The organism is Roseburia hominis (assembly GCA_040702975.1).
Classification (GTDB): Bacteria; Bacillota; Clostridia; order Lachnospirales; family Lachnospiraceae; genus Allocoprococcus; species Allocoprococcus hominis_A.
In genome coordinates this window covers 4,142,388-4,168,057 of the sequence record CP159990.1, presented here as the reverse complement: position 1 = coordinate 4,168,057, position 25,670 = coordinate 4,142,388, and the positions used below count along the sequence as shown (strand labels likewise).

The 25,670-nt window shown below is 45.1% G+C and carries 22 protein-coding genes, 2 tRNA genes and 1 riboswitch; of the genes, 13 read left to right on the top strand and 11 right to left on the bottom strand.

Annotated elements, in window-relative coordinates; genetic code table 11:
* Positions 1-218: 218 nt before the first annotated feature.
* The gene (locus ABXS75_19400; GenBank protein XCP85158.1) at positions 219-965 is read left to right on the top strand and encodes a helix-turn-helix transcriptional regulator; all 747 of its coding nucleotides are present in this window, start codon (positions 219-221) and stop codon (positions 963-965) included.
* A 207-nt stretch (positions 966-1,172) separates the two neighbouring features.
* On the opposite strand, the gene ABXS75_19395 is transcribed toward ABXS75_19400, so the two are convergent.
* The 5 genes from ABXS75_19395 to ABXS75_19375 all read right to left on the bottom strand — a co-directional run bounded on the left by ABXS75_19395 (position 1,173) and on the right by ABXS75_19375 (position 4,721).
* Positions 1,173-1,244: transfer RNA gene (locus ABXS75_19395), tRNA-Cys, on the bottom strand.
* Positions 1,245-1,277: 33 nt separating this feature from the next.
* A tRNA-Glu gene (locus ABXS75_19390) sits at positions 1,278-1,349 on the bottom strand.
* A 536-nt stretch (positions 1,350-1,885) separates the two neighbouring features.
* Positions 1,886-3,130, bottom strand: coding sequence for an ISAs1 family transposase (locus ABXS75_19385; protein ID XCP85157.1), 1,245 nt, complete (start codon positions 3,128-3,130; stop codon positions 1,886-1,888).
* Between the two features lie 40 nt (positions 3,131-3,170).
* Positions 3,171-3,752, bottom strand: coding sequence for a hypothetical protein (locus ABXS75_19380; GenBank protein ID XCP85156.1), 582 nt, complete (start codon positions 3,750-3,752; stop codon positions 3,171-3,173).
* A 195-nt stretch (positions 3,753-3,947) separates the two neighbouring features.
* Positions 3,948-4,721, bottom strand: a complete 774-nt coding sequence (locus ABXS75_19375) for a DUF6062 family protein (protein XCP85155.1) — start codon at positions 4,719-4,721, stop codon at positions 3,948-3,950.
* A gap of 253 nt (positions 4,722-4,974) precedes the next feature.
* Here ABXS75_19375 and ABXS75_19370 point away from each other — a divergent pair, with 253 nt between their 5' ends.
* The 3 genes from ABXS75_19370 to ABXS75_19360 are packed head-to-tail and all read left to right on the top strand — an operon-like array spanning position 4,975 to position 6,200.
* Complete coding sequence (locus ABXS75_19370; GenBank protein ID XCP85154.1) at positions 4,975-5,487, top strand: ferritin; 513 nt, start codon at positions 4,975-4,977, stop codon at positions 5,485-5,487.
* A gap of 2 nt (positions 5,488-5,489) precedes the next feature.
* On the top strand, positions 5,490-5,672 hold the full coding sequence (locus tag ABXS75_19365) for a (2Fe-2S)-binding protein (protein XCP85153.1): 183 nt from the start codon (positions 5,490-5,492) through the stop codon (positions 5,670-5,672).
* 33 nt (positions 5,673-5,705) lie between these two features.
* Positions 5,706-6,200 carry a GNAT family N-acetyltransferase gene (locus tag ABXS75_19360; GenBank protein ID XCP85152.1) on the top strand — a complete coding sequence of 165 codons (495 nt, stop codon included), beginning with the start codon at positions 5,706-5,708 and terminating at the stop codon, positions 6,198-6,200.
* 318 nt (positions 6,201-6,518) lie between these two features.
* On the opposite strand, the gene ABXS75_19355 is transcribed toward ABXS75_19360, so the two are convergent.
* Positions 6,519-7,391, bottom strand: coding sequence for an Rpn family recombination-promoting nuclease/putative transposase (locus ABXS75_19355; protein XCP85151.1), 873 nt, complete (start codon positions 7,389-7,391; stop codon positions 6,519-6,521).
* A 640-nt stretch (positions 7,392-8,031) separates the two neighbouring features.
* Here ABXS75_19355 and ABXS75_19350 point away from each other — a divergent pair.
* The 5 genes from ABXS75_19350 (at position 8,032) to ABXS75_19330 (ending at position 17,247) form a co-directional block, all read left to right on the top strand.
* The gene (locus tag ABXS75_19350) at positions 8,032-9,321 is read left to right on the top strand and encodes an amidohydrolase family protein (protein ID XCP85150.1); all 1,290 of its coding nucleotides are present in this window, start codon (positions 8,032-8,034) and stop codon (positions 9,319-9,321) included.
* 65 nt (positions 9,322-9,386) lie between these two features.
* Entirely contained in the window at positions 9,387-10,370 is a 984-nt protein-coding gene (locus ABXS75_19345; GenBank protein ID XCP85149.1) for a Wadjet anti-phage system protein JetD domain-containing protein, read from the top strand.
* Between the two features lie 132 nt (positions 10,371-10,502).
* Positions 10,503-12,122, top strand: a complete 1,620-nt coding sequence (locus tag ABXS75_19340) for a hypothetical protein (GenBank protein XCP85148.1) — start codon at positions 10,503-10,505, stop codon at positions 12,120-12,122.
* A 6-nt stretch (positions 12,123-12,128) separates the two neighbouring features.
* Positions 12,129-12,839, top strand: coding sequence for a DUF6063 family protein (locus tag ABXS75_19335; GenBank protein XCP85147.1), 711 nt, complete (start codon positions 12,129-12,131; stop codon positions 12,837-12,839).
* The gene (locus tag ABXS75_19330; GenBank protein ID XCP85146.1) at positions 12,832-17,247 is read left to right on the top strand and encodes a hypothetical protein; all 4,416 of its coding nucleotides are present in this window, start codon (positions 12,832-12,834) and stop codon (positions 17,245-17,247) included. Before ABXS75_19335 ends, ABXS75_19330 begins: the two co-directional genes overlap by 8 nt.
* 53 nt (positions 17,248-17,300) lie before the next feature.
* On the opposite strand, the gene ABXS75_19325 is transcribed toward ABXS75_19330, so the two are convergent.
* The 5 genes from ABXS75_19325 to thiS form a co-directional block, all read right to left on the bottom strand.
* Positions 17,301-17,978, bottom strand: coding sequence for a thiamine phosphate synthase (locus ABXS75_19325; protein XCP85145.1), 678 nt, complete (start codon positions 17,976-17,978; stop codon positions 17,301-17,303).
* Positions 17,959-19,173 carry a 2-iminoacetate synthase ThiH gene (gene thiH / locus ABXS75_19320; protein ID XCP85144.1) on the bottom strand — a complete coding sequence of 405 codons (1,215 nt, stop codon included), beginning with the start codon at positions 19,171-19,173 and terminating at the stop codon, positions 17,959-17,961. The genes ABXS75_19325 and thiH overlap by 20 nt, the downstream gene beginning before the upstream one ends.
* Positions 19,174-19,185: 12 nt before the next feature.
* Positions 19,186-19,962 (bottom strand): thiazole synthase, encoded by a 777-nt coding sequence (locus ABXS75_19315; protein XCP85143.1) that lies wholly within the window; start codon positions 19,960-19,962, stop codon positions 19,186-19,188.
* Between the two features lie 83 nt (positions 19,963-20,045).
* Positions 20,046-20,684, bottom strand: a complete 639-nt coding sequence (gene thiF, locus ABXS75_19310; GenBank protein XCP85142.1) for a sulfur carrier protein ThiS adenylyltransferase ThiF — start codon at positions 20,682-20,684, stop codon at positions 20,046-20,048.
* 3 nt (positions 20,685-20,687) lie between these two features.
* Complete coding sequence (gene thiS / locus ABXS75_19305; protein XCP85141.1) at positions 20,688-20,891, bottom strand: sulfur carrier protein ThiS; 204 nt, start codon at positions 20,889-20,891, stop codon at positions 20,688-20,690.
* 438 nt (positions 20,892-21,329) lie between these two features.
* Positions 21,330-21,435, bottom strand: a riboswitch (TPP riboswitch).
* A 93-nt stretch (positions 21,436-21,528) separates the two neighbouring features.
* On the opposite strand from thiS, the gene ABXS75_19300 reads away from it, so the two are divergent.
* The 4 genes from ABXS75_19300 (at position 21,529) to ABXS75_19285 (ending at position 25,660) form a co-directional block, all read left to right on the top strand.
* Positions 21,529-22,329, top strand: a complete 801-nt coding sequence (locus ABXS75_19300) for an IS30 family transposase (GenBank protein ID XCP85140.1) — start codon at positions 21,529-21,531, stop codon at positions 22,327-22,329.
* Between the two features lie 435 nt (positions 22,330-22,764).
* Positions 22,765-22,962, top strand: coding sequence for a helix-turn-helix domain-containing protein (locus ABXS75_19295; GenBank protein XCP85139.1), 198 nt, complete (start codon positions 22,765-22,767; stop codon positions 22,960-22,962).
* A gap of 53 nt (positions 22,963-23,015) precedes the next feature.
* On the top strand, positions 23,016-24,743 hold the full coding sequence (locus ABXS75_19290) for a phosphoadenosine phosphosulfate reductase family protein (GenBank protein XCP85138.1): 1,728 nt from the start codon (positions 23,016-23,018) through the stop codon (positions 24,741-24,743).
* Positions 24,744-24,763: 20 nt separating this feature from the next.
* Positions 24,764-25,660 carry a DUF4007 family protein gene (locus ABXS75_19285; protein ID XCP85137.1) on the top strand — a complete coding sequence of 299 codons (897 nt, stop codon included), beginning with the start codon at positions 24,764-24,766 and terminating at the stop codon, positions 25,658-25,660.
* Positions 25,661-25,670 lie beyond the last annotated feature (10 nt).

Genomic DNA, 25,670 nt, shown 5'->3' with positions numbered 1-25,670 from the left:
GAAAAGTATAGCATGTTGATAGAGAGGAAAACAATAGTTTAACCTCAGATGGGAGATTTATTTTCAGTGTAGGATTGTTAATAGAAAAAGTAATAAATGCGTTATGAAAAGCCGTCCGCAACCGCAAGTTGCGAAGGTTTCAAGCGGACTTGATAGCTTTTTATAGTTATTGATATTATAATAAAGAGAAATTAGTAAAGAAAAGAGGGGGAGTGATTATGGAAAACATAGGAAACAGAATTTATGAGCTACGTAAAAAATATCAGGTATCCCAGGAAGAACTCGCGGAAATGCTCCATGTATCGAGACAGTCTATTTCAAAATGGGAAAATAACAGCTCGGTTCCGGAACTGGCAAAATTGGTACAAGTCTGCGAAATATTTAATCTTTCTTTAGATGAACTGGTGCGAGGAAAGGTTCCGGAACCGCAAATACAGGTCCATGAAGGGGAGAAGCGGGTCGGAATAAAAACGGAGACAGTTTTGAAATTTTTGGGAAGTATAGAGGCGGCACTAATGCCGATCGTGGGTCTGGCCTGGCTACTGGAAAGTATTGGTCAGTATAGAATAACGAAAGAATACGAATTAGAATGGAAACATATTTATACAGCCCAGGAATATGTTGAGGAACAGCCGTTTTTAGTTTTACAGGGAATACTCGGCGTGCTTCTGATTATACTGGCAGGATATATGGTTTGGAATTTATGTAAAAGGGTAGATTTCAGATGGATTTGCGCCGGAGGGTCGGGTCTTATCCTTGGGGGGAGCAGATTCATTCTTATGATGGCGATTGTGCGTAGGGGGGCGACCGATTCAGGTAAAAATGTGTTGCAAAGGCTGGCTAATCGATTTATCGATGATCCGTACCGTACAAAAATATTTATTTTTGGAGGAAGTGTTTTCGTTGTACTGGGAATCTTAGTACTGAGGTGGTATGGGAGATGGAATCAGCAGAGGGCGCGTTGATGAAACCCTGTTAATGGAAATCCGAAGTGGTTTGCAAATTTAGCGCTTGACGAAGTTTTCTGGAAATAACCATGTGGGAAGTCCGAAGGACGTTTCGCATAGGAATACAGAACAATAAACCATGTGGGAAGTCCGAAGGACGTTTCGCATAGGAATACAGAACAATAAAAAACCGTAATTTCAATGTTGGATTACGGTTTTTCTTAGAGGCGCAGGCCGGATTTGAACCGGCGCGTACTGGTGTTGCAGACCATTGCCTTACCACTTGGCTACTGCGCCATATTCTATTATATGTGAGAGATTACTCTCTAATGACTCCTACGGGAATCGAACCCGTGTTACCGCCGTGAAAGGGCGATGTCTTAACCGCTTGACCAAGGAGCCGGATATCGTCGCTTTAAGCAGTGACCGTAGATTATAATAGCACACCTTTCTGGATTTTGCAAGTGTTTTTGAAAAGAAAAAGAAAATTATTTTTGGACTATTTTTGAGTTTGTGCTGGCTTTATAACTTAAAAAACTTTGACAAAATAATCAGTTTTTGATAAAATATAAAAATCGTAAACGACACATGTATTACCTGGAGGTAAGTAAATCTGATTACGGAACGATGGTACCGTGCTGACTTATTTATCTCCAGGTAATACATGTGTTTTTACGTTGCCAAGCATACCTAAGTGAACGTCCGGTGGACGTTCATCTCGGTATCCATGCATGCCTGAGTGAAGGGCAGGGTTGTTTCATGAATCTTCCCAAACAGCTTCATTTGTTATAACCCCTCTATTATTCAGATCAGAATCTTTCTAAACGCATCCTTTGCAATTCCTTACCCGCATCCAAGATGTTTGCCCTCTAAAAAGGCGCAAAATATCCCTATATCTTATTTACACTTTTTTCAAAATAACTTATACTTATTTTATATCAATAGAAACTGGCTATCCCGTTGAAGACATATTTCTTTCTTAAGAATGGATCATCACTGAACTCGTCCATAGCTTCTGTCATGATCTCCGAACAGTCCCCGGCCAGCATAGCTATCCGCAGGATGTTATAGGCAAACTTCCTGATCAGGGCCAGATTGATCTTTGATTTTTTCGCCGGGGACCTGTCTTCACGGAACGTATCGTCTAACACATGGTGAAGTCGGTTTTCGACCGACCAGTGCTCCCTTTTTATACGTCCCATTTCTTCCGCTGTCAGTTCCATATCCGAGATCATTCCTGTTTTCTGTATATCCTTTGGCCTTTCCTCATCCTGGACTGGTCTGGGCCTTCTTCTTGAACCCTTTTCCAGAAATGTCCTCACATCTGGTGTGATATCATTTCCCTTAGGATCCCGTTCAACCGGTATCCGTATCTGACGGGCTAATCCCACTGTTTTTACAAAAGGCCATTCTTTCTGTGTCTTTGTCAGGAGGCTGCATTCCCCACAAACGCTGTACCATCGGTATTCCTGCCTGTCACGGTTCCTTTCCTGCTGGCACACTTCCTCATATTTTTCCTGCATTTCCGGATACCTTGCCCTGTAGTTACTGTCTTTTTTCATCTTTTTGTGGTCTTCTGCCATCTCTCCGAAATATTTCACGATCTCATCATAGGACTGTGGCTGGTTCTTTTTTACCATCAGCACAAAATGTCCCCCCTGGGAAAGGATCTGCTCCATGATCTGCGTCTGTGTCCCAATTGCATCTGTTGTGACTGTACTTCCCTGGATATCAAGCAGTTTCAACAGCTCCGGTATCGCCTTAATCTCACAGTCTTTATTCTGAATGGGCATCTGCGCGATCACCAGTCCCGTTACCGCATCTATCGCATTCAGGATCATCGGGGTCCTGAAATCCTTCACTTTCTCCATTGCTGCCCGCAGTGCCTTTCCGTCAATTGATATATGGATTCCTTTCGTGCTTACAATCTCCCCGATCCATTCCATGAATGCCAGCGCAAACAGTTCCACGTCAATCCCCCATAGGATCCGGCATGCTGTTGCCGGGGATGCGATACCCTTCTTTAATAGAAGATATTCCCGCAGCTCTTCCAGATGTTTGTTACACCATCTAAGGCTCCTGCGTATAGTTGTCTTTCCTGCCAGAAAACCGGTCACCAGACATACCAGCACTTCCGCAGAGTCATGCTTTGTCTCCCGGCCGCATCGTGGATCCGGCACCATCCTCATATATTCCAGAAGCATTTTTGTCCGAAAGCCATTCTCAGCACACGGAAAGTTCCACCCCTGTTTTTTCTAACAGTTCCTCCTGTTCTGTACTAATCTTTGATATCACCCTTTCTTTTTCAAAATACAGCAGATAAATACTTTTCAATATCTGCAGTTTTTGAAGTTCTACTCCGTGCTCTTTATAAATCCGTCTGCTCAGGGATGCTGCCTGGGCATTAAACTGATAGTGAAATTCCTGCTCCGTTTTTATCTCTCTTTCTTTCGCAAGGTAGGTCTCTGGTGACCATTTTTTCAGAATAACCGAAAGGACATCCTCCCAGTCATTCCCCAGAGGTTTCTTCCATCCCTCCGGGCACAGCTGCCATACTGCCCTGGAGAATCCATACTCCCTCACTTCTATCCCTCCCAGGGATATTTTTTTCTTTTCACTTTTTATGACTCCTTCCGGAGTTATGATGCCGATATAAGTATCTACCGGCTGTGGGTATTTTTTCCCGGGAACACGCCTGGAAGTGCGTTTATAGAGATAATAAGTATCACCTTTCTTTTTGACGGTGGTTCCCCTGGTCCGTTTCTCCTGCACCCAGTCAGGATATTTTTTCTCTGTTACTGGCATAATATCCTCCTTTCTGTATAGGTAGAGCATACCTATACTATATAGACATTATACCTCTACAAGAGAAAAAAGTCGAGGGTTATGAAAAAAATGTATAATTTCCATAACCCCCGTAAAAACAGTATGCTTAATCATTTGAATTATTCTTCATGAAACAACCCTGGAGTGAAGGGCGGTGGACCTTGTTTTGGCAAATCAGCGATCCGATGTATACGGCGGATCAGCCGGATAGCCGCCTGCGGCCTTTTGCATTCCGCGGGGCAGGGCGTCCTTGGAAGTCTTCCAGTCAGCATCCCGATAACGATAGTCAAATTTGTCGCAGAACCAGTCCAGATCCTCGTACATGCGCTGATAATTTTGCTTCATCAGCGGGAAAAGGTGATCAAAGAATTCCTGTTTTTCTTTATCAGGAAGTATGCGGTCGGCCTCATCTACCAGTTCTCCGAAATGTGGAATACAAAATCCCTTGCTACCAAGGACAAGTTCTTTAAATTCCGGATTTTTCCGATACAATTCAAAAAATGTATCCAGATAGCGCTGATAGGTTTTTTGATAAAAATCACAAATGTAGCAGCTTTCTTTTTTGGCAGCAGCCCAGGCACCGATGGAGGTCCGGGACGCAGCATCGCCGGGAACATTTTTCTTGATACGTTTCAGGAGTGTGGTGTGGGACGGGGTGAACGCCTGAATCTGCTCGTCCAACTCTTTACTCAATTTGTGAAAATGTGTTTTCAGAATCAGGCCGGTGCCGAGGCGGTTCCCGTATTCATACATTTTTTTATAGTGAGTCCGGCAAAATCCCAGGGAATCTGTCTGCGCCCGGATATCGTCCTCCATATAGGAGGCTCCGGGACCTAGTACGAAGTCCAGGGTATGTTCTTCCAGCTGGCGCTCTATAAAGCAGAAAGGGCACTCGTCAGCGGCGCGAAATGCGTCCGTCAGTGGTACGGTGTATAGTTTTTCTTTCATTGCGAATTCCTCCCTTAATATTTTTTATGATATCGGTGCCGCGAAGTGCGGAGCAATCCGTATATCATAGGGGTCAAAATGCTTTTTGTTCCCAACATCTTATTATCAGAATAGCACGAAGGTTATAGGAAATACAATGATATTTACGAGAATCTTCTGATGGAAAATGAAAATCAGCGTTATCTGAGTTCTTTACATCAAGAAGCATTCAGCGTATAATAAAAAGAAAAGTCAAACTAAGGAGGTAAAGAAAATGTTAGATAAAAAAGTAGTTGAATTATTAAATCAGCAGGTGAATAAGGAATTCTATTCAGCGTATTTGTATCTGGATTTTTCTAACTATTATTATGATGAAGGACTTGACGGATTTGGTAACTGGTACAAGATTCAGGCTCAGGAGGAGCGGGATCATGCGATGTTGTTCGTGCAGTATTTGCAGAACAATGGTGAAAAGGTAGTATTGGAAGCGATTGATAAACCGGCGATTGCTCTGGAGAGTGCCAAAGCGGTACTGGCAGAGGGCTTAAAACATGAGCAGTACGTGACCAGTCTGATACATAATATTTATGATGCGGCGTATAGCGTAAAAGATTTCCGTACCATGCAGTTTTTGGATTGGTTCGTTAAGGAGCAGGGAGAAGAGGAGACGAATGCAGACAATCTTGTGAAGAAATTCGAATTGTTCGGAGACGACCCGAAGAGCCTGTATATGCTGGATAATGAACTGGGAGCAAGAGTTTATTCTGCACCGTCACTGGTATTATAATTATGAGCCGCAAGAAAGTGATCTGCTCATGCTATCATGTTACAAAAGGTGACATAGCAGACGCGATAGAACAGGGAGCCTCTTCATTTAAAGAAGTAAAAAAGGCGACTAAAGCCGGAAAAGGCTGCGGGAAGTGCAAGAAAAAAGTAAAGAAGCTGACAAAAAAGCTCCTTGAAGAAAAATAGCGGAAAGCTGGAAGGAATATCCGGGAGAATAAAATGCAGATTCGGAAGACCAGAACAGAAGATTTGGAGCGGCTCATGGAGCTCTATGAAGATGCGAGAGTATTTATGCGGGAGAGCGGGAATCCGACACAGTGGGGAACGACCAGACCGGAAAGAGCACGGATCGAGCAGGATATTCGGGACGGGGACAGCTATGTATGTACCGACGGGGACCGGGTGCTGGGAACCTTCTTCTTTAAGATAATGGAGGAGCCGACTTATGCAAAAATATATGAGGGAGCCTGGAAAAATGATTCGGCATACGGAGTAATTCATAGAATTGCTTCGGCCAGAGAAAGTCATGGCGTTGCATCATTTTGCCTTAATTGGGCGCTCGAGGAAGCCGACGGGCATCTCAGAATCGATACACATGAAAAAAACGGGCCGATGCGTCATGTGCTGGAAAAGAATGGATTCACATATCGGGGAATCATTTATGTCGCAGATGGGACAAAGAGGCTGGCCTATGAAAGGACTTCTTTCAGGTAAACGTCTTAGCAGCAGAGTATATTAAGCGCAGATTCGGTGGACTTTTATATTGGTTGGGTTTGTCAAGTAAACCCCCATGTCGCTGAAGCGTCCCCACCATAAATGAAACCGATTTTCTGGCGGAAGGTGTATAATAGAGTTACGGCAAAGGTCGATTCTATTTGAGGCTTGCAGCCCGTCAAGTAAATGTGTAAATTTTTTATTGGCGGTTGTTAAGTAACCCAAAAGAAGATAAGGTAAATCTTCTTTTGGGTTATTCCTGCTTCCTGCATGCATAAGTGAACGTCTGGTGGACATTCATCTCAATATACAGAGGTTTTAGGACAGAACCTTTAATACCTGTTCCAGAGGCAGGGAGCAGGACTTAGCTATTTCTTCGGGCTGCTTTCCCTGCATATGAAGTTTGAAAATTTGACGGCCTAATTCGATGCCCTGTTCGATGCCCTGTTCGATGCCCTGCTTGATTCCTTGCTTGATGCCTTGTTCTAGTCCTTCCTTTAGTCCCATTTCCCGGTAACCTTTCACTTGGGAGTTATAGTCCCGCAGAGCTTTTTGGCGGGCTTCATACTCAAGGCGTTTTTGTTCGTCCGCGCTTAAGTGAAGCAGTTCCTGGTATGCTTCATCAAAATATTCATTTGTTTTAGCCATTTCAGAAAACTCCTTTCTGTTTTTCCTACTGAAGAACTGCATCCAGCTAATAATATCCTGGCCGGTCTGTATATCTGGAGACAATTTTTTTAACTCTAGAATTTGTATTTCCAGTAAATCTGTATAAAGTTCACCGGTTTTGTCATCCCGCAGATGAATCTTACGATAACAGTCCTTATCGTCTGAAAAATGTATAAAATCAAGAATACTGACGTGAATACATTTTTTCAGATTGTCGTAGGGTTCGCCTTCGTGAAGCTGATCCGTATAGATCTTGCCCAAGTAAAACAATATACGATTCTTCCAGTATGTAAAATACGCCACCTGCATTTCGAGGTCGAGCTGCGTGCCATCTTTCATTTGCACCAGCACATCCAGAACTCCCTGCTTATCCGAGGGAGAGTTGCGGTGTAAAATGGTGGGAAGGAGGGAAGTTTCCTGTATTTCCTCCGGCTTTTTCCCGAGCAAGGCGGCGATAAAGCCCTGGCGGACTTTGGGATTCAACATCAATTCTTTAAAGCAGAAATCAACAGTAGGTAACATGATAAAATCGTCATTGGTATTTTTCAATAAAATCGCCCTTTCTTAAAGATTATGATAATCTGTAGGGAAAGAGGCTTTTTGGATGAATATGATACATGAATTCAAGTACCATATATTTTATTTTATCACATCCATAATTATTTCAAAAGCCTGGAATTCCCTATTTATAGCATAATGAATTGCAAAGTTAACGTTTTGTAAACAATATTTTGTACAGAAATGCGCATAGTGTACGGTCATGTTATGAATTTCCGACGTTGTTTGTGGAAATGTGTACTCATCATACAGAGAAATTTAGGTAAATACAATTCTACAAGTTTCACAAAAGCGATAGGTTATTTCTTGAAAAAATCAAGCGGAAATATGAGAAAAATGCCGGAAAATATTGTGGTGAGAGCCTTTAGTAATTTTGACGGGGAAGGGAGCGAAGGGGTGAAAATTTGTGAATGTTGCATAAAAATCAAATGTGGCTTTACTTCAAAAATACCTCTGCGTATAATAATATCAAAAAGAGATGTGCTTAAAATATATATCGTTATAAAATAATCGGGCATGTCTGCAATGATATCAACAGGGGCTATGCGTAAAAGGTATGGGAAAATGAATTTAAGTGCAAAAAACGGGTAGAAAGGGGAAACAAATGAAAACTACATATATTCATGCGACATTACTCGATGGAACTGAACATATGACACCGCAGAAAGACATGACGGTCGTCGTTGAGAACGGGAAAATTAAGGAAATTGGACATGATGTGCCGATTTTGGCGGGAAGCAAGGTGGTCGACCTGGGAGGGCGGTATCTTCTTCCGGGACTGATTAACCTCCATGTCCATCTGCCGGGCGGGGGTGAGCCGAAGAAAAAAGAGCAGGACAACACGAAGGCGGCAAAGCTGGTGATGAGCAATGCCCTGACCCGCAAAATCGGTATGAAATTGTGTGAAAATTATGCAAAGACGGAATTATTGTCCGGTGTGACGACGATCCGTACAGTAGGTGGGCTTGGGGAGTTGGATTCCAAAATCCGGGATCGCATAAAAGCGGGGAAAATCATAGGCCCGAGAATGCTGGTGTCCAACATGGCGATTTCCGTGGAGGGCGGTCATATGGCAGGTTCGGTGGCCTATGCGGCGAAAAGCGAAGAGGAATGCCGCGCGCTTGTGCGTAAAATTACAGGCGGAAAACCGGACTGGATCAAGCTCATGATTACCGGCGGAGTGCTGGACGCCAAGGTAAAAGGGGAACCGGGCGTACTGAAAATGCCGCCGTCATTTGTCAGAGCATGCTGCGAGGAAGCTCATAAGGCCGGATTTCGGGTGGCGGCCCACACGGAAAGTCCGGAAGGGGTGCGAGTTGCGCTTGAAAATGGCGTAGATACGATTGAGCATGGTGCAATGCCGGACGAGGAGATCATCGCACTTTTCAAAGAAACGAAAGCATGCGATATCTGTACGATTTCCCCGGCGATTCCGCTTGCCAGCTTCGACCGGGAGCTGATGCACAGTACGGACATGACGCAGTATAACGGGAAAATTGTGCTGGAAGGCATTGTGGAGGGAGCGAAGGCGGCACTGGAAAATGGAATTCCGGTGGGGCTTGGGACCGATACCGCCTGTCCGTTCGTAACGCACTATGATATGTGGAGAGAACTGGAGTATTTTCACAAATATGTGGGAGTAAGCCGGGCATTCGCACTTTATACGGCTACCAGGAGAAATGCAGAAATCGCAGGAATCGGTGAGGAGACGGGAAGCATTGAAACCGGAAAAAGTGCCGATTTTATTGTGGCGGACAGGAATCCGCTGGAAGGATTTGATGCGCTTAGAGAGCTGTATATGGTCGTGAGCAAGGGGCAGATTTTTGAAAAGCCAAAGGTGAAGAAAAATGAAATCTGCGAGAGGGAACTGGATAAAGCGCTGCAAAAGTTATGATAGATGTTGCGAGGAGTACTGTAAAAAGGTACAATGAAAGCAATAAAAATAGGGAGAAGACAGAAGTGAAACGAGTTTCGCTGGATCAGTTATTATATTTCAAGAAGGATTTGTTATATATAGAGCAGTATGAATATGTGATGCTTCTTCTGAAGGAAGGCCACATTCGACCGCTGAAAGCGTCAGGGACCAATGGAAAGCACCCGGCACTTTACCGGGAGTACTGGCTGTTGGAGGAAAGCAAGGATTACAGTGTCATGGAGGACGAACTGAAATACCAGATCACACCGCAGATTTCCGTAGATTATTATCTGTCGCACCTTGAGGCATATGAGCAGGACAGGGACTGGGTCTTAAAGCTAAGTGAGTATTTAAAAGACAGAAGTGAATGCCTGGAATCCCCGGAATCCGTGAATGAGAGAAGCTTTGAGATTTGGGGCAGGGAAAAGTTTTTATCAAAAGAGCAGGGAAGGAAGATCCTAAAACGTTGTGGACTCACGGAAGGATTTCTGAATATATACAAGACGGTGGAACCGCTGGCGTATTATTCCCACACGAGAGAGGTACCGCAGAATCTGCTGATATTGGAGAATAAGGATACGTTCTATAGTATGAGGCGGCATTTGCTGGAGGGAAATGACAGGATTCTGGGAGTGAGGATAGGAACCCTGATTTACGGCGGAGGGAAACGGATTCGGCGGTCATTCGAGGATTTTGAATTTTGCATAGAACCCTATATGAAGGCAGATGGAAACAGAATATATTATTTTGGCGACATGGATTATGAAGGGATCGGTATCTATGAAGGCCTTGCGGAAGTGTTCGCGGAAAAGTGGAAGATTGAGCCATTTGTGCCGGCGTATGAGGCACTTCTGAGAAAGGCGAAGAAGGCCGGACATTTGCCTGAGACAAAGGAGCAGCAGAATCGCAATATTAAAAATGTATTTTTCCTGTTTTTCTCCGAAGAGCAGACGCAGCAGATGAAAAAGATTTTAGAATGCAATGAGTATGTGCCGCAGGAGATTCTTAATATCTCGGATTTTTCCTGAGCTTTGCTTGAAAGTGGAATACCCCACAGTAGGAGAGGACAGACTGCGCCGTAGTTGCTGTGCCGGTATTCCGCGGGAAAAAACATTTGTGGGCATACCCGGAAAATATCACAGATCATCAGAGGTAAAATCATGCAATATGAATTTTTAAAGCATTTCCCCAGAAGAATGAAGAATGTAGGCTTATATGCCATACTGATCCAGAACAGCAGTCAGAAAATGACCTGGAAGCAGTATGGCTTTTTGAAAATGGACGAGCAGCTTAATATGATTTTTGCCGTGATGCTCTACCTTATGGAACAGTCCTTAAAAGAAGAAAACTGTACCATGGACGATATCGGTGCGTATATTGATACCATTAACGTGCAGCATTTTCAAAAAAACATGTCCTATGATGAGTGCAGGAAGCTGGGGGACTTTATTGTCAACGTGATTCTTTCCAATGAAGGGAAAGTCATGTATTTTGACGGATATAATTTTGAACAGAACGCGTACCAGATCATGCATATCAGTTATGTGGCAAATAAAATCGTCTATATCGATCAGGAGCTAAAACGCACGTCTTATTATCTGACAGATGACGGATATAACCTCCTTCTGGCGACTCTGGAGATCGAAAATAATATGAAGCTGACGATCCATGAGATGATTTTTCAGATGCATCTGGAAAAACAGAGCTACGATAAGGCGGTAGATGAGATTAAAAATGTATTCAACCTTCTGCGGATTCAGCTTCAGAAGATTCAGGAGGCGATGGGAAAGATCAGGAGAAACGCGCTGAATTATTCTGTGAAGGATTATGAGGAGATTTTGGAGGAAAATCTGGAAACAATCAGTGATACGAAGCGGAAATTCCAGAATTACCGGGAAATGGTCAAAAGCAGAGCCAGGGAACTGGAGGAGACGAATATCAATGTAAAACGCCTCAGTGCCAAAGAGGAGGAGAAGCTGAGCCATCTCCGGGAAATTGAAATGTATCTGAACCGGACGATCGATGAACACCAGAAGATATTGAACAGTCATTTTGATCTAAAAGCGCTCTATACGAAGGAACTGGAGCAGTTGACGCAGATGTCGCTGATCAAACGTTTTCCACTGCGCACGGAGCTGTATGATAAAATACTGGAAAATCCCTCGGCGCTTGAAAATCTGGATTATTTTCTCCGTCCACTGTTTAATCAGGATATTGAGAAGGCTTATAATCTGAACAAAGCGTTCGAACTGCAAAGGCCGGCCAGAAAGAAGAGCGAAGAGGACAGTGAGGAAATGCTGGATTTCGATGAAGAAGCCTGGATCAAGGAGCAGGAGAGAGCAAGGCGGGAGAAACTTCGAAAATACGAGGAAAGTGTGAGCTGCCTGCTGGAATTTGCGTCCGAAAAAGGGGAGATTACGCTTGAGGAAATCAGCCATCGGGTATGTCCTGAGGAGGAGACGAGGAATCGTCTGATTCCGAATGTGGAAATCTTTAAGGAAATCATGGTAGAGCTAATCAAGAATCGGGAGATTGATATTGCGGTCCTGAAAAAGGAACGCAGTGAGTTTATTCAGGATAGATCAGGGGAGTTCCAGATCAATGACATGCTTCTGCATCTGGTGGAGGAGAGGCCGGAAAACGCGGGGATCCGGCGAATCGAGACCTACCGGGTCATGGACGAAGGTGTGGTCACATTTGACGATGTTTTAGACGAAAATGGCAGGAGAAAGAGCATTCGGTGTTCGAATGTCCTGATTCGGGTGATCAGGGAGGAGTAGGCGGATATGGCGTATGAATTGGAAGAAATCAGGATCAGTCAGGAGATCTTTTACTATCTGCTGGAGCATCATGAGCTTCGGGAGGAAGAGGAACTGATTCTGTATAAGGCGTATACGGAGCAGGAAGAGGTACAGAATCTGGTAAAGTCTCAGGGGGAGATTGCGGATAGTATCGTGGAGAGGTATGGAAATGTCATTTATCTGATACCCAGGGAAGCAAATAATTTCCTGGGATTTTCCAAGGCACAGCTCAAAGCGGCGCTTTGCAAATCGAATGCGACCGATAAAGATTACTATTTGTCGCAGTTCGTGATTTTGACGCTTCTTGTGGAATTCTATGACGGGCAGGGGAGCAGCAGTAAGGCGCGGGAATATATCCGGGTCGGAGAGCTGCAGAACTGTATTTCCCAGCGGTTGAAAGAAGGGGCAGGGAATGCGCAGGAAGAAGAGCAGAACGGAATCGCATTTTCTGATATGCTGGAGGCCTATGAGGCGCTCCGCTCAGATGAAAAGGGGTCGCGTGCCCGGACTACGAAGGAGGGCTTCCTTCATTATATATTGATTTTCCTGCAAAAGCAGGGACTGATTGAATATGTGGAGCCAGACGAGATGATCAAGACAACAAAGAAGCTGGATAATTTTATGGACTGGAATCTGCTGAATCAGAATAATTACCGGAGAGTCCTGCGGGTACTGGGGGTGAAGGAAGATGAGTAAAATAAATGCGGTGAGGCTGATTAACCTTAATTATAACAATAATGCAATCCGGATCAGCGACGAGTGTTTTCACTTCAATGGGGAAAGCACGCTGCTTTCGCTGAGAAACGGAGGCGGGAAAACGGTGCTGGTGCAGATGATGATGGCGCCGTTCGTGCATAAAAGATACCGTGACGTGAAGGACCGTCCGTTCGAGAGTTATTTTACAACGAATAAACCATCGTTTATTCTGGTGGAGTGGGTGCTTGACCAGGGGGCCGGCTATGTGCTTACGGGAATGATGGTGAGAAGAGGTCAGGACGCGGGAGAAGGAAATGCGGAGAACCTGGATATGGTCAATTTTGTCTGCGAATACCGGGGAGCCTGCCTTCAGGACATTCATCATCTGCCGGTGGTGGAGAAAGGGAAAAAGGAGATGATCCTGAAAAATTTCTCGGCGTGCAGGCAGATGTTTGAAATGTATAAAAAGGACCGGGCGCTTAAGTTTTTCTATTATGACATGAATAATTCTGCCCAGTCCCGGCAGTATTTTGACAAGTTGATGGAGTATCAGATCAATTACAAAGAGTGGGAGTCGATCATCAAGAAGGTGAACTTAAAGGAGTCCGGACTGTCGGACCTTTTTGCGGACTGTAAAGATGAGAAGGGGCTGGTGGAAAAATGGTTTTTAGATGCGGTGGAGAGTAAGCTGAATAAGGAACGAAACCGAATGAAGGAGTTCCAGACTATTTTGGAAAAGTATGTGGGGCAGTATAAGGATAACCGCTCTAAAATTAAGCGGCGCGATACGATTCGGGCATTTAAAGAGGAAGCAATGCGGATTCAGGAGAGAGCAGAGGCTTATCGGGAAGCTGCCGGGAAGGAGAGAGACCAGGAGAACCTGGTGGCGCATTTCATCGTGAAGCTGGAAGAACTGCGTAAGGAAGCTAAGGGGCAGCAGGACGATGTGCTGGAGAGGATAGAGGAAATCCGCCGGGACATTGCCAGGGTGGAGTATGAAAAGCTTTCCAGCGAGATCTATGCGTTGGAGGACGATATGCGTTTCCATACCAGCAACCGGGACATGATTGAGATGGAACGGGATAATCTGCAGAGGGAAGCGGAGAAAATCGAGAAGAAGCTGCACTTGCTTGTCTGTGCGAAGGGGCAGGGGCAAATGGAAGAGGAAAAGCGGGAGCTGGAGGTGGTCCGACAGAAGCTGGCGCTCTCGCATAAAAAGGACGAAGAGCTGGAGCCGGAGAGAAACTTTCTGGGTTACGCTCTGCGGCGCCATTATGAAAGGCGGCTTCAGGAGAATGTAAAGCAAAAAGAGGAAAATCAGGGGAAACTTCAGGAGAATCGGACGAGTATGGAGGAAGCGGAGGAAAAATCCGCGGTTTTGGAGGAGCAGATCAGAGAGGGAATCGCACAGGTAGGCGCTCTGAAAAGTAAAGTGGAGGCGTACGGAAATACCGAAGAACAGTACAATGCCCGTTATGATGCGTCTTTGACAAGAAATATTCTGGGAGAGTATGAGCCGGGGACCATAGAGATCCTTCGGGAGAGCTATGCGCGTGAGTTGGAGGAAGATACGCGCCGACGCGTCAGAGCGAAGCAGGCAAGAGAGCGCGCCCAGGAGGAAGTAAGGCGTCTGGAGCGGCAGGCGGAAGATACACGTACACTTTTGGTCCGGAAGAGAATGGAGCAGGAACAGAAGGAAGCGGTGCAGGGCAAATATGAGGAGGAGCTAAAGAAGCGCCGGGTTATTCTGAAATATTTAGATTTGGACGAAAAGAATATTTTTGATACAGAAAAGATTTTGCAGACTTCCGAGAGAAAGCTTGCCGAGCTTGCAGGAGTGAGGAGAAATCTGGAAAAAGAGGAAGATGTCCTTCAAAAAGAGTTCCGGCAGCTCACGCAGGGAAAGACGCTGGACCTTCCGGAGGATTTGGAGAAGGAGCTTAAAGGCCTGGGGATCCATGTGGTCTATGGAATGGAGTGGCTTCAGAAAAATGGTTACGCCGAGGAGAAAAACCGGGAACTGGTGAAGCAGCACCCGTTTCTTCCGTATGCTCTGATTTTATCAGGACAGGAGCTGGAAAAGCTGAGAAAGAATGCGGGGGATATTTATACTTCCTTTCCGGTCCCGATTATTGTGCGGGAGGAGCTTGCAGGGAAGAAGGAGAAAAGCGGCGGAAATGTAATTTCTCTTGCAGGAGTCAGCTTTTATGTGCTGTTTAATGAGAACCTGCTGAATGAGGAGAAGCTGCACATTCTGGTGAGGGAGAAGGAAAAACAGATTCATCAGAAGAAGGAGGCTATTGCGTTACGCCAGAGAGAATACGAGGATTATTTTGACAGGCAGGGAGTGATTAAAAATCAGGAGGTAAGCCGTGAACTCTATGAGGGAAATTTAAGCGCACTTAAGGATATAGGAGCGCAGATTGAAGAGGGAGAGCGGGCGCTTAAGGAAGTGTCGGAAGCGGCATCAGGCTTGAAAACGGAATTGGAGCGTCTGGAGGAAGAGATTCGAAAGGCGGACAAAAGCATTGAGGAGAAAGAGAGAAGAAACGGGGATTTTGAGCAGCTTGCGGAGGCGTACAGGATATATGGTGAGAATCGTGTGGAGCTCGCGCGGTGTCAAAAACAGGTTCAGAGGTTTACCCGGCAGCAGAAGCTGGTAAAAGAACAACTTGCAAAACTCCGGGAGGATCTGAAGACTCTGGAGACGGAACTGGATTTGCTCGTGCGCTTCGGACAGGGCTTTCAGGAGAAATTAGGTAAGTATGAAAAGTATGAGCTGACGGAGGAAGTGGAGCACTTTCAGGGGGAAGTGGAAACTGAGGCGGAGAAAATGGAGAGCCGTTTTCTGGCAATCACGGGGAACCTGTCGATAGAGCTTCAGGAACTGGAGGCCCAGGAGACGCGTGCGCGGAAACGGTATGAGGACGAGCTTGATGAGCTGGAGCATTTGCGGGTAAAATACGGCCTTCAGACCGGGGAGTGGAAGGACATTTCCTATAGCAGGAAGGAAGAGGCGCATCAGGAGATTCTTCTTGAGGACTGCCGGAAAAAGGTAGAGAACCGCAGAATGCTCTGGGGAGAAGAGGATAAGCAGATAGCGGTCATCAGTCAGCAGATCAAGGACCGGACGAAGCAGATGTTAAGTGAATGCGGTCAGGAGAAACCGATTGAAAAGGCTAAAATCCAGGGGCAGGATTTTGACGCGAGAAAGAATCAGCTTAAGTTCCGGGAAAAGGAGACGCTAAAAGAGGCGGACATTTTCCGGGCGCGCCTGCAAAGCTATGATGAAAATCTGACTGCATTGGCGGAATACAGTGAATTTGTGGCGCAAGGTGAAATGGAATGGGAAGAAGATTTCACAGGAATGAGCAGCCGGGAGCTTCGGAATTTTAAAGGGATTCTGATTCGGGACTATAATCAGAACGTGCGGGACACTCGGCAGGCGAAGGAAAGGCTTGTACAGGTTCTGAATCAAATCGTGCGAATGGAAGCATTTCAGGAGGAGTTCTATAAAAAGCCGTTGGAAGCTATGATAGAATTAACCGACGATGCGGATCAGGTGCTGCGCCAGCTTGGCACGACCATTCAGTCCTACGACAGCTTGATGGAGAAGCTGGAGGTGGATATTTCTCTGGTGGAAAAGGAGAAGAACAAGATTGTAGAGTTGATGGAGGAATATATCCGGGAGGTACACCTGAATCTTGGTAAGATCGATCATAATTCGACCATTACGATTCGGGAGAAACCAGTAAAAATGTTGAAGATTCAGCTCCCCGATTGGGAGGAGAATGAGAATCTTTATCGTATTCGCCTGCAGGATATGATCGACGAGGTGACGCAGAAAGGAATCGGTATCTTTGAGCGAAATGAAAATGCACAGGAATATTTTGGAACCAGAATTACGACGAGAAATCTGTATGATACAGTGATTGGGATCGGAAATGTGCAGATTCGTTTATATAAAGTGGAGGAAATGAGAGAGTATCCGATCACCTGGGCGGAGGTCGCGCGAAACTCCGGCGGAGAAGGCTTTTTGTCAGCATTCGTGATTTTGTCAAGTCTGCTTTATTATATGCGGAAAGATGATACGGATATATTTGCGGACCGGAATGAAGGAAAGGTGCTGCTCATGGACAACCCGTTTGCGCAGACGAATGCGGCGCATCTGTTAAAGCCCTTGATGGATATGGCGAAAAAGACGAATACCCAGCTTATTTGCCTGACAGGTCTTGGCGGAGAGTCGATTTATAACCGGTTCGATAATATTTATGTGCTGAACCTGATCGCGGCGAGCCTGCGAAGTGGAATGCAGTATTTGAAGGCAGACCATCTGCGGGGGAACGATCCGGAGGTGATGGTGGTGTCACAGATTGAAGTGATGGAGCAGCAGGAGCTGGTGTTTTAGGAAGTGATAGAAAAAAGATGGCTGGGGCTAGCCATCTTTTTTCTATATGCTGTTTACAGCGTCATCATACCTGACATGATGCACCCTCCGGACGCGCCGCAGGAAATAATTTCCGATATCTGCCGAGGGTCCGGTTTGATCCCGCCGATCGCGTAGACCGGAATCGATACACTTTGGCAGACTTTGCGTAGGAATCCCGTCCCGCTGGGCGGGATTCCTTTTTTGCAGTCGGTAGCGTAAATGTGTCCGGCAGTGAGGTAGGCAGCGCCAAGGAGCTCGGCTTCCAGAGCTTCCCGGGCAGAGTGAACGGAAACGCCAATTGTAGTCAGTGTGGAAATGGCGGGGCCGGAACGGTCCGCATATTTCCGCAATAACGGCAATGGCAGATGAATGGCCGGACAGCCGAGTTCCTTTGCTGTGTTTAAATACGTATGGAGGATACAAGGTACATCATATTTCTTACAGATTTCCATAATTTCCTGTGCCAAAGCGGTATATTCAGTCTCGGATAAATCCTTCTCGCGCAGTATCACGGCCTTGGGGTGATACCGGCAGACTCTCTCCACCTGCTCCGGCAGGGGCCGGGCAGCGAGGCGGCGGTTTGTGACGGCGATGATATTTTGAAAAATGTCATCAGGATATTCGGAAATTGTTATATGGGGAAATTTCCCCGTGGAGCCGGTTGCAGGTGCGGAACCTTCGATTCTATTTTTATACGTACACATAATCATTCATGACCGGCTGGAGGTTCTGCTCCAAAAGGGCGTGGAAGACCTCGTCTACCGTCCTTTCGTCGGAAATCTCGAACTGGTCGTCTCCTTTTTCTTCAATTTCATCTACATGTCCTCCGATTCCGGTGCTGACTCCCGCAGAAATCTTGGTGGCGGCGATTTTTACCATATTGTCACGCACACGGGCGCATTCTCTCGTGGAAATAGTAATACTTGCAAACGGCATGAACAGGCGGTAAGCACATACGACCTGCAGAAGCTGCCGTTCATGGACATCCATCGGATTAATCCTGTCATTGTTGATGATCGGACGGAGACGGGGACAGGAAAATGCAATCTCGGCGTGGGGGTATTTCCGCTGCAGAAGGTACGCATGATACCCAGTGGCAAATGCGTCTTTGCGGAAATCGTCCAACCCTAAGAGGGCGCCGAAGCCGACTCCGCGCATACCGCCGATGATCGCCCGCTCCTGCGCATTTACCCGGTACGGGAAAATCCGTTTGTGCCCGGCAAGATGAAGCGATTCGTACTTGTCGGAATTGTAAGTCTCCTGGAAAACGGTGACATAGTCGGCACCGCATTCATGAAGGTAGGCGTATTCGTCTGCATTCATCGGGTAGACTTCCAGCCCAATGACTTTAAAATAGTTTCTTGCGATCTTACACGCTTCCCCAATATATTTCACATCCGATTTTGCGCGGCTCTCCCCGGTCAGAATCAAGATTTCCTGAAGTCCGGTCCTGGCGATGGCTTCCATTTCCAACTCAATCTGTGCAGGAGTCAGTTTTGCCCGGTTGATCTTGTTGTGGCAGTTGAAGCCGCAGTAAATGCAGTAGTTTTCGCAGTAGTTGGCGATGTAGAGCGGCGTGAACATATTGATGCTGTTGCCGAAATGTTTGCGCGTTTCTCTCTGGGCTGCCTGTGCGATTTCCTCCAGATATGGGAGGGCGGCGGGGGAGAGAAGAGCGGCGAAATCCTCCGGCGATCGGTTATCGTGGGCGAGGGCGCATCGCACGTCGTCTGCTGTATAGCTGTCGTAATCATAATGCGCTGTGGCTTCAATGACCCGGTTCATGATGTCGGACTTTAGAACTTCCATACCGGGAAGGTAGGTCATGTGGTCGATTCGGTTCTGTTTCAAATCTTCCAGAATTTCTTCGTTTAAGATACTTTCGTTCAAATGCTGTTTTTCCATGTGGTGCTCCTCCTAATCTTGTATGTATCCCGTCAGCGGAGAGGAGGCGCTGGCACCTTTTTCCAGGGTTCGTCCAAGGCCGGATAAGTAGGCGCTTCTTCCGGCTTCGATGGCTTTCTTAAATGCTTCCGCCATAGCCGGGATATCTCCCGCGGTGGCGATGGCAGTGTTTGCCATGACGGCGGCAGCACCCATTTCCATCGCCTCGCATGCCTGGGATGGACGACCGATTCCGGCATCTACGATGATGGGCAGGTCGATTTCGTCGATCAGAATCTGAATGAAGTCCTTGGTGCAGATTCCCTTGTTGGAGCCGATTGGGGAGCCGAGGGGCATGATGCAGGCGGCACCTGCATTTGCAAGGTCACGGGCGGCGTTCAAATCCGGGTACATGTAAGGCATGACCACGAAGCCTTCCTTAGCGAGCACTTCGGTTGCCTTGATGGTCTCGTAGTTGTCCGGGAGGAGATATTTGGAGTCATGGATGACTTCAATTTTCACAAAATCACTGCCGCATACCTCGCGGGAAAGGCGGGCGATGCGGACAGCCTCCTCGGCGTTTCTTGCGCCGGAGGTGTTGGGGAGGAGGATTACGGTGTCCGGAATATAGTCCAGGATATTGGCAAGGCCTCCTTCATTTGCACGGCGCAGGGCAAGGGTGATAATCTGGGCCCCGGCCTTTTCGATGCAGGCTTTTACCAGGTCGAGGGAAAACTTGCCGGAGCCGAGAATGAAACGGGAGGTGAATTCGTGGTTTCCTAAGAGGAATTTGTCGGTTGTTGGTGTCATGAGTTTGTACCTTCTTTCTTTGTGAGTGGTTTGGAAATAGTTGCTATTTTCTGCTGTTTCATCATTGCGGAAATTGCCGTTTTCTATACATCTTCCTGACCAAGGATTATGCGTGTAATCATGTTTGCTTCATGGGCGGCGCAAATGGCCACTCTTGGCGCCATGAGCCCATTGCCATACGTCGCTTCCGTGACTTCATCGCCGCAAAGGTAGAAGTTACGGGTAACTCGGCGGGTATGAATAAGGTTACTGCTTTCATATCCGGCCATTCCAGAAGCGGATATGAGCTTCTTGTCCGGAAAATGCTCCAGTATGCCATTTGCTAGCATGGATTTGGCTTCCGGGGCATCGAAGGCCTCACAAATGATGTCGTCGTCGGAAAAGAGTTCCTGCAGGTTTTCTTCAGTCACCTTGACGAAGTCGGTGCGGATATCCAGGTAAGGATTGATGTGCAAAAGTTCCGATTTCAGGGCTTCAGGCTTGGGGAGGCCGGCATGTTCCATAAAGTATTGCTGGCGGTTTAAGTTGGTCAGGTCCACGGCATCGAAATCGATGAGATGAAGATGACCGACACCGATGCGCGCCAGCAAGAAGGCCACGTTGGAGCCGAGCCCTCCAAGTCCCGCAATGGCGACGCGGGCGTCGGTAAGAAGGGCCTGGGTCTCGGGAGAGTGGCGGGCGCTCAGCGCTTCGTAAATTTCGGATTTCGTAAATACGTTCATGGGTTAGCCGCCTCCTACGAAGGTCACTACTTCCATTGTGTCGGCTTCGGTGAGGAAGGTCGTAGCGTAATTTGCTTTGGAAAGTATGGCTCCGTTTAGTTCTACTGCAATCCTTGTGAGAGCGTAACCATGGGCGGTCAGGTAGTCCGTTACGGTTGTGGGCGCCTCCAGTTGGATGGGGGAGCCGTTTACGGTAAGATGGATCATGGGCTTGTCTCCTTTCTGAGATGTGGGGAGGAACAGGGGAGAGAGAAGTGAAAGCTGCAGTGGAACGCGGTAGCCTCGGAAGTGGGAAATGATGAGTGTTCGGGCACTTAGGAGGTAGACGGCGTATCCATTTCAATGAAATGGAATACATCTTTGCATATTCCACACGCGTGTAGTGCGTTTTGTTTTATGGGAAAATGTGGCACACATTTATATGAAATAAAAAAGGAGTACACAAAGAAATGTACCCGTGGTGGTGCACCCCTTCATGAACTCCTGGTTTATATCAGGCGAAATGTAGTTCAATCTCAACTGTTCCTGTGTTTAGTTGTATCGTGGCGTAAATTAATGAAACATTGCCCGAGCGGTCTGGGACAATGGACTGATTCGGAAGTGAAAATAAAAAATGGGAGGTGCAGGCAGCATCTCCCGGAATTTTCATCGGTGTTTGAGTGTTCCTACGTTGGCATTATCCAAATCAGGTATGCGGGTCGAAGTTCTGTACTTCCTCTCAGCCTAGTCATAAGCTCCCCGGGGGATTTAATTTACAAGGATAAGTATAGAGTAGTTAGAAAATTATGTCAACATTTTTCTTTATGATAGGTTGCTTATCCGGGATTCCAGAGCTGGAATCAACATGACTAAACGGGAACTGCATCAAAAGGATAAGATTATTTCTCCATTAATCGAACAGGGACAGTCACCTTATCACATTTTGATCGATCATCCCGAATTAGATATGTCTGTCCGCACCATGTATTCTTATCTGGATAAGGGACTATTCACTGCGCGGAACATGGACCTAAAACGGAAAGTTAGTTTCAAGCCCAGAAAATGTCAAAAAACACAGATCACCAACCGGACTATTTTTATCAACAGGTTATACAGTGATTTCTGTAACCTAAACCTCTCCTCCTATGTTGAGATGGATACCGTCCATTCTTCAAGAGAGTCAAAGAAAACTCTGTTAACCATGTTTTTCACAAAAGAAAAGCTATTCCTTGCTTTTCTCATGAACCGTTGTACAGAGGGTGCTGTCCGCCTTGTATTTGACCGTCTGGAAAAACGCAGGGGGATCTTTGAATTCGCTTCCGCATTTGAATATATCCTGACCGACCGGGGCTCTGAATTCGGAAATCCGGCTGCGTTAGAAACTGGTATAAATGGCATACAACGTTCGAGCATTTATTACTGCAAGCCCATGCAGAGCGGTCAAAAAGGAAGCCTTGAACAGGCTCACACCATGCTTCGTATGGTGCTTCCTAAAGGAACTAGTTTTGAATTTCTCACACAATGGGATATAAACCTGATTGTGAACCATATCAATTCGACACCGCGGGAAATCCTTGGCGTAAAGACGCCGTATAGTATGGCATTGGAAACACTTGGCAAAGAAACCTTAAAGACGCTTCAGCTTAGACCGATTGACCCTGACTAGGTCAATTTGACACCTAAGCTGATCCGCCATAAACACTAAAGCAACTATTCAAAAAAATCTGCTGTCGGACTGGAAGTAAACTTTTCACATTTTTAAAATGTGGCCGGTGGAATTCAGTCTCGCACACTGATTCTCAGTGGCCCGTTTGCCATGCCCAAAAATGAAGAATTTTTTGAGAAGTTGTGTTAATTATAACAGATATCAAGGTTTTTTACTCAAAAAAAGATTATAAATACTAAAGATTTTAAAGCCCTGTGGAATTTAACTTTGCACTGGAATTTAAAATTTCAAGTCAGCTTCCACAATTTCATTTTTCATAAGCAATCTATCAACCTTTAAAAGACTAAAGATTTTTGTAGCGAAAAAAGCCTCTTAGTGATATACTTACTTATTATGGGCTCATTGTGACGAGTTATCAGGAGAGACTTTACCGTTATGACTGTTTCGTATTTGGGATTATGGAAATTATTACTTGATAAAGGGCTTCAAAAGCAGGATCTGGTTGACGAATTAGGTCTTAGTTCGGCTACTGTAGCAAAGATGGGTAAAGGTCAACCGGTATCCAATAAAGTCCTTGAGAAAATATGTAAATATTTAAATTGTACAGTGAACGATATTATTAGCTATGACTAAATCCGTATTTGGGGACATATAAAATGATACATTAGAGATGAGAAAGTTTGGAGGTGAGCGACAGAGTGTGGTGCCGTAACTGCAATATAGAGACAAATGAAAAAGTGTGCCCAGTCTGTGGCGAGGAAACAGTAGAAGATCTTCCTATTGAGATATATTGGTGCAAGCACTGTAAGACACCAATTATTCAGCAAATGAACCAAGCTGATAAAGGAATATGTCCAGTTTGTGGAGAGAAAACAAAATATCTAACAACAGATCTAAGACCGGTATTTCCTGAAGAGCGTTTGTTGCTAGAGATTTTATTGGATAAAAAACCAAATGAATTTGTACAAAGCTCAGTGTGGTCTGTTAACAGCAGATATTATATTGATGGGAAAAGCATTTCTATTCCAAGTGGTTTGTTCCAGACTGCTGATACAGATGCTATTTCTGCAAAACTTAAAGAGTATGAATCAGGAAATACCTATGAGTATTTTAATGAGCATATAAAAACATTTATCGAAGCAAATAGAAATCGATTGAACTATTTGAAAGACGAATCTTTCGATTTTGTAAGGAAGACGGCTTCGAAAGTTGCTGAAGAAAGATTAGTAATTTCATTTTCGGGTGGTAAGGATTCAACTGTTACAGCGGATGTTGTAACAAAGGCATTAAGCAATCCAAGCCTTGTACATATATTTGGAAACACAACTCTAGAGTTTCCATCCACAGTAGCGTATGCTAAACGGTTTAGAGAGAACCATCCACAGGCTATCTTTTTGTTTGCAAAGAATGATGAGCAGGTATTTATGGATGTTTGCGAGGATATAGGACCTCCGGCACGAATGATGCGCTGGTGCTGTTCTATGTTTAAGACTGGACCGATTACTCGTGTAATAAACAGCTTGTATAGAAATCAGCAGATTCTTACTTTTTATGGAATTAGAAAGTCCGAATCTGTTAGCAGAAGTAAGTATAATCGTGTTGAGGATGATGCTGAGTCTGTAAAAATCCAACAGCAGACAGTTGCATCTCCAATCTTCTTTTGGAAGGACATAGACATCTGGCTCTATATGCTAGCTGAGGATGTGGATTTCAATGAAGCTTATAGACTTGGATATGATCGAGTAGGTTGTTGGTGTTGTCCAAACAATAACCAGAGGGCACAGTTCTTATCGAGAATATATATGCCAGAGCAATCCAAAAAATGGAGAGATTTCCTTATAGACTTTGCAAAGAAGGTTGGTAAGGAAGATGCGGAGGTTTATGTAGACACAGGCAAATGGAAGGCACGACAGGGCGGTAATGGTCTTGCTGCAGCGGGTGATGTAAAAATAAAATTCACAAACTGTACAACAGAGGATCATGCGAAGATATATCGATTGGTTCGCCCATTTGATGATGAATTGATTGGAATGTTTACACCTTTTGGAAGGGTTGCACCAGAACTTGGAAAGAAGCTCTTGCATGAGGTGCTGGTTCTTGATGCGAGGACAAATGTGCCGATCTTATCAATTCAGCCGTTTAGCCAAGATGGTTATGAATATGCTGTTAAGGTGAGAACAATGAATGTAAAAGATCATGATGACTTACAAAGAATGGTAGGTTATCAGATTCGAAAATATAATGCTTGTAGAAAATGCTTGAAATGTGAATCAATTTGTCGAGCAGGAGCGATATCGATTTCAAGTGATAACTATTATATTGATCCAGATAAGTGTGTGCATTGCAAGATGTGTATGACAGCAAAGTACCTTGATGGTGGATGCACGATGGATAAATATTTGCGTACTAAGTAACAGTTATGGAGGTTGCCGTAATGACAATGAAGTTTCGTGCTCACGATACATTTTTCATAAGGAAAGGTTGGCTTAGCAAGGGCATGGAACGTGTTGTTGCTAAGGATGATTTATTTGTAGATAAAAATGAGAACCCTATGGATGTTCTTGGAATCGGATCTAATATGGTTAAGGCCTTGAGATATTGGCTGCAGGCCGTAGGCTTAACAAAGGAAGCTACGAAAGGTAAGAGGGTGCAAAAACTTACATATATTGGCAGTGAAATCTTTAAGCATGATAAGTTTATTGAAGAACTAGGAACGCTTTATTTATTGCAGTATCAGCTTGCAAAGCAGGATGAAGAAGCTACTGCTTGGTATTATTTCTTCAATGAGTTCTCTATGTCAGAATTTAATAGGGAAGAGTTTGTTCAAGGACTGCAGAATTATGTTTTGATGTCTGACGGTGCATCAACTGTTGCAATCAGATCTTTGAATGATGACTTTGCATGTATCATAAATACTTATTTGCCTAGATATAAATCAAATCCTGGTAAAGTATCTCCTGAGAACAATATAGATTGTCCGTTTGGAGAATTAGGACTTGTAGATATTGCAAATAAGAAACAGAAAACATATAAAAAGACGATTCCGACTGCCAAATCATTTAATCCTTGGGTTATCTATGCAGTGATTATGGATCAGGCAGACGGAAGAGATGAGATAAGTCTTAATGAATTACTGACAAAGCCTAAGAATATAGGAAAAGTATTTAATTTAGATGCTATCACTATGTTGGATATTTTGCATGAAGTAGAGAATGCAGGACTCCTTAAAATAATAAGAACTGCAGGTCTTGATGTTATTCACTTGAATAAGCAGATGACTTTTGACGAGTGTGTTAAGAAATATTATGAAACTATAGACGAAGAAATGTAGGTGGATGCCG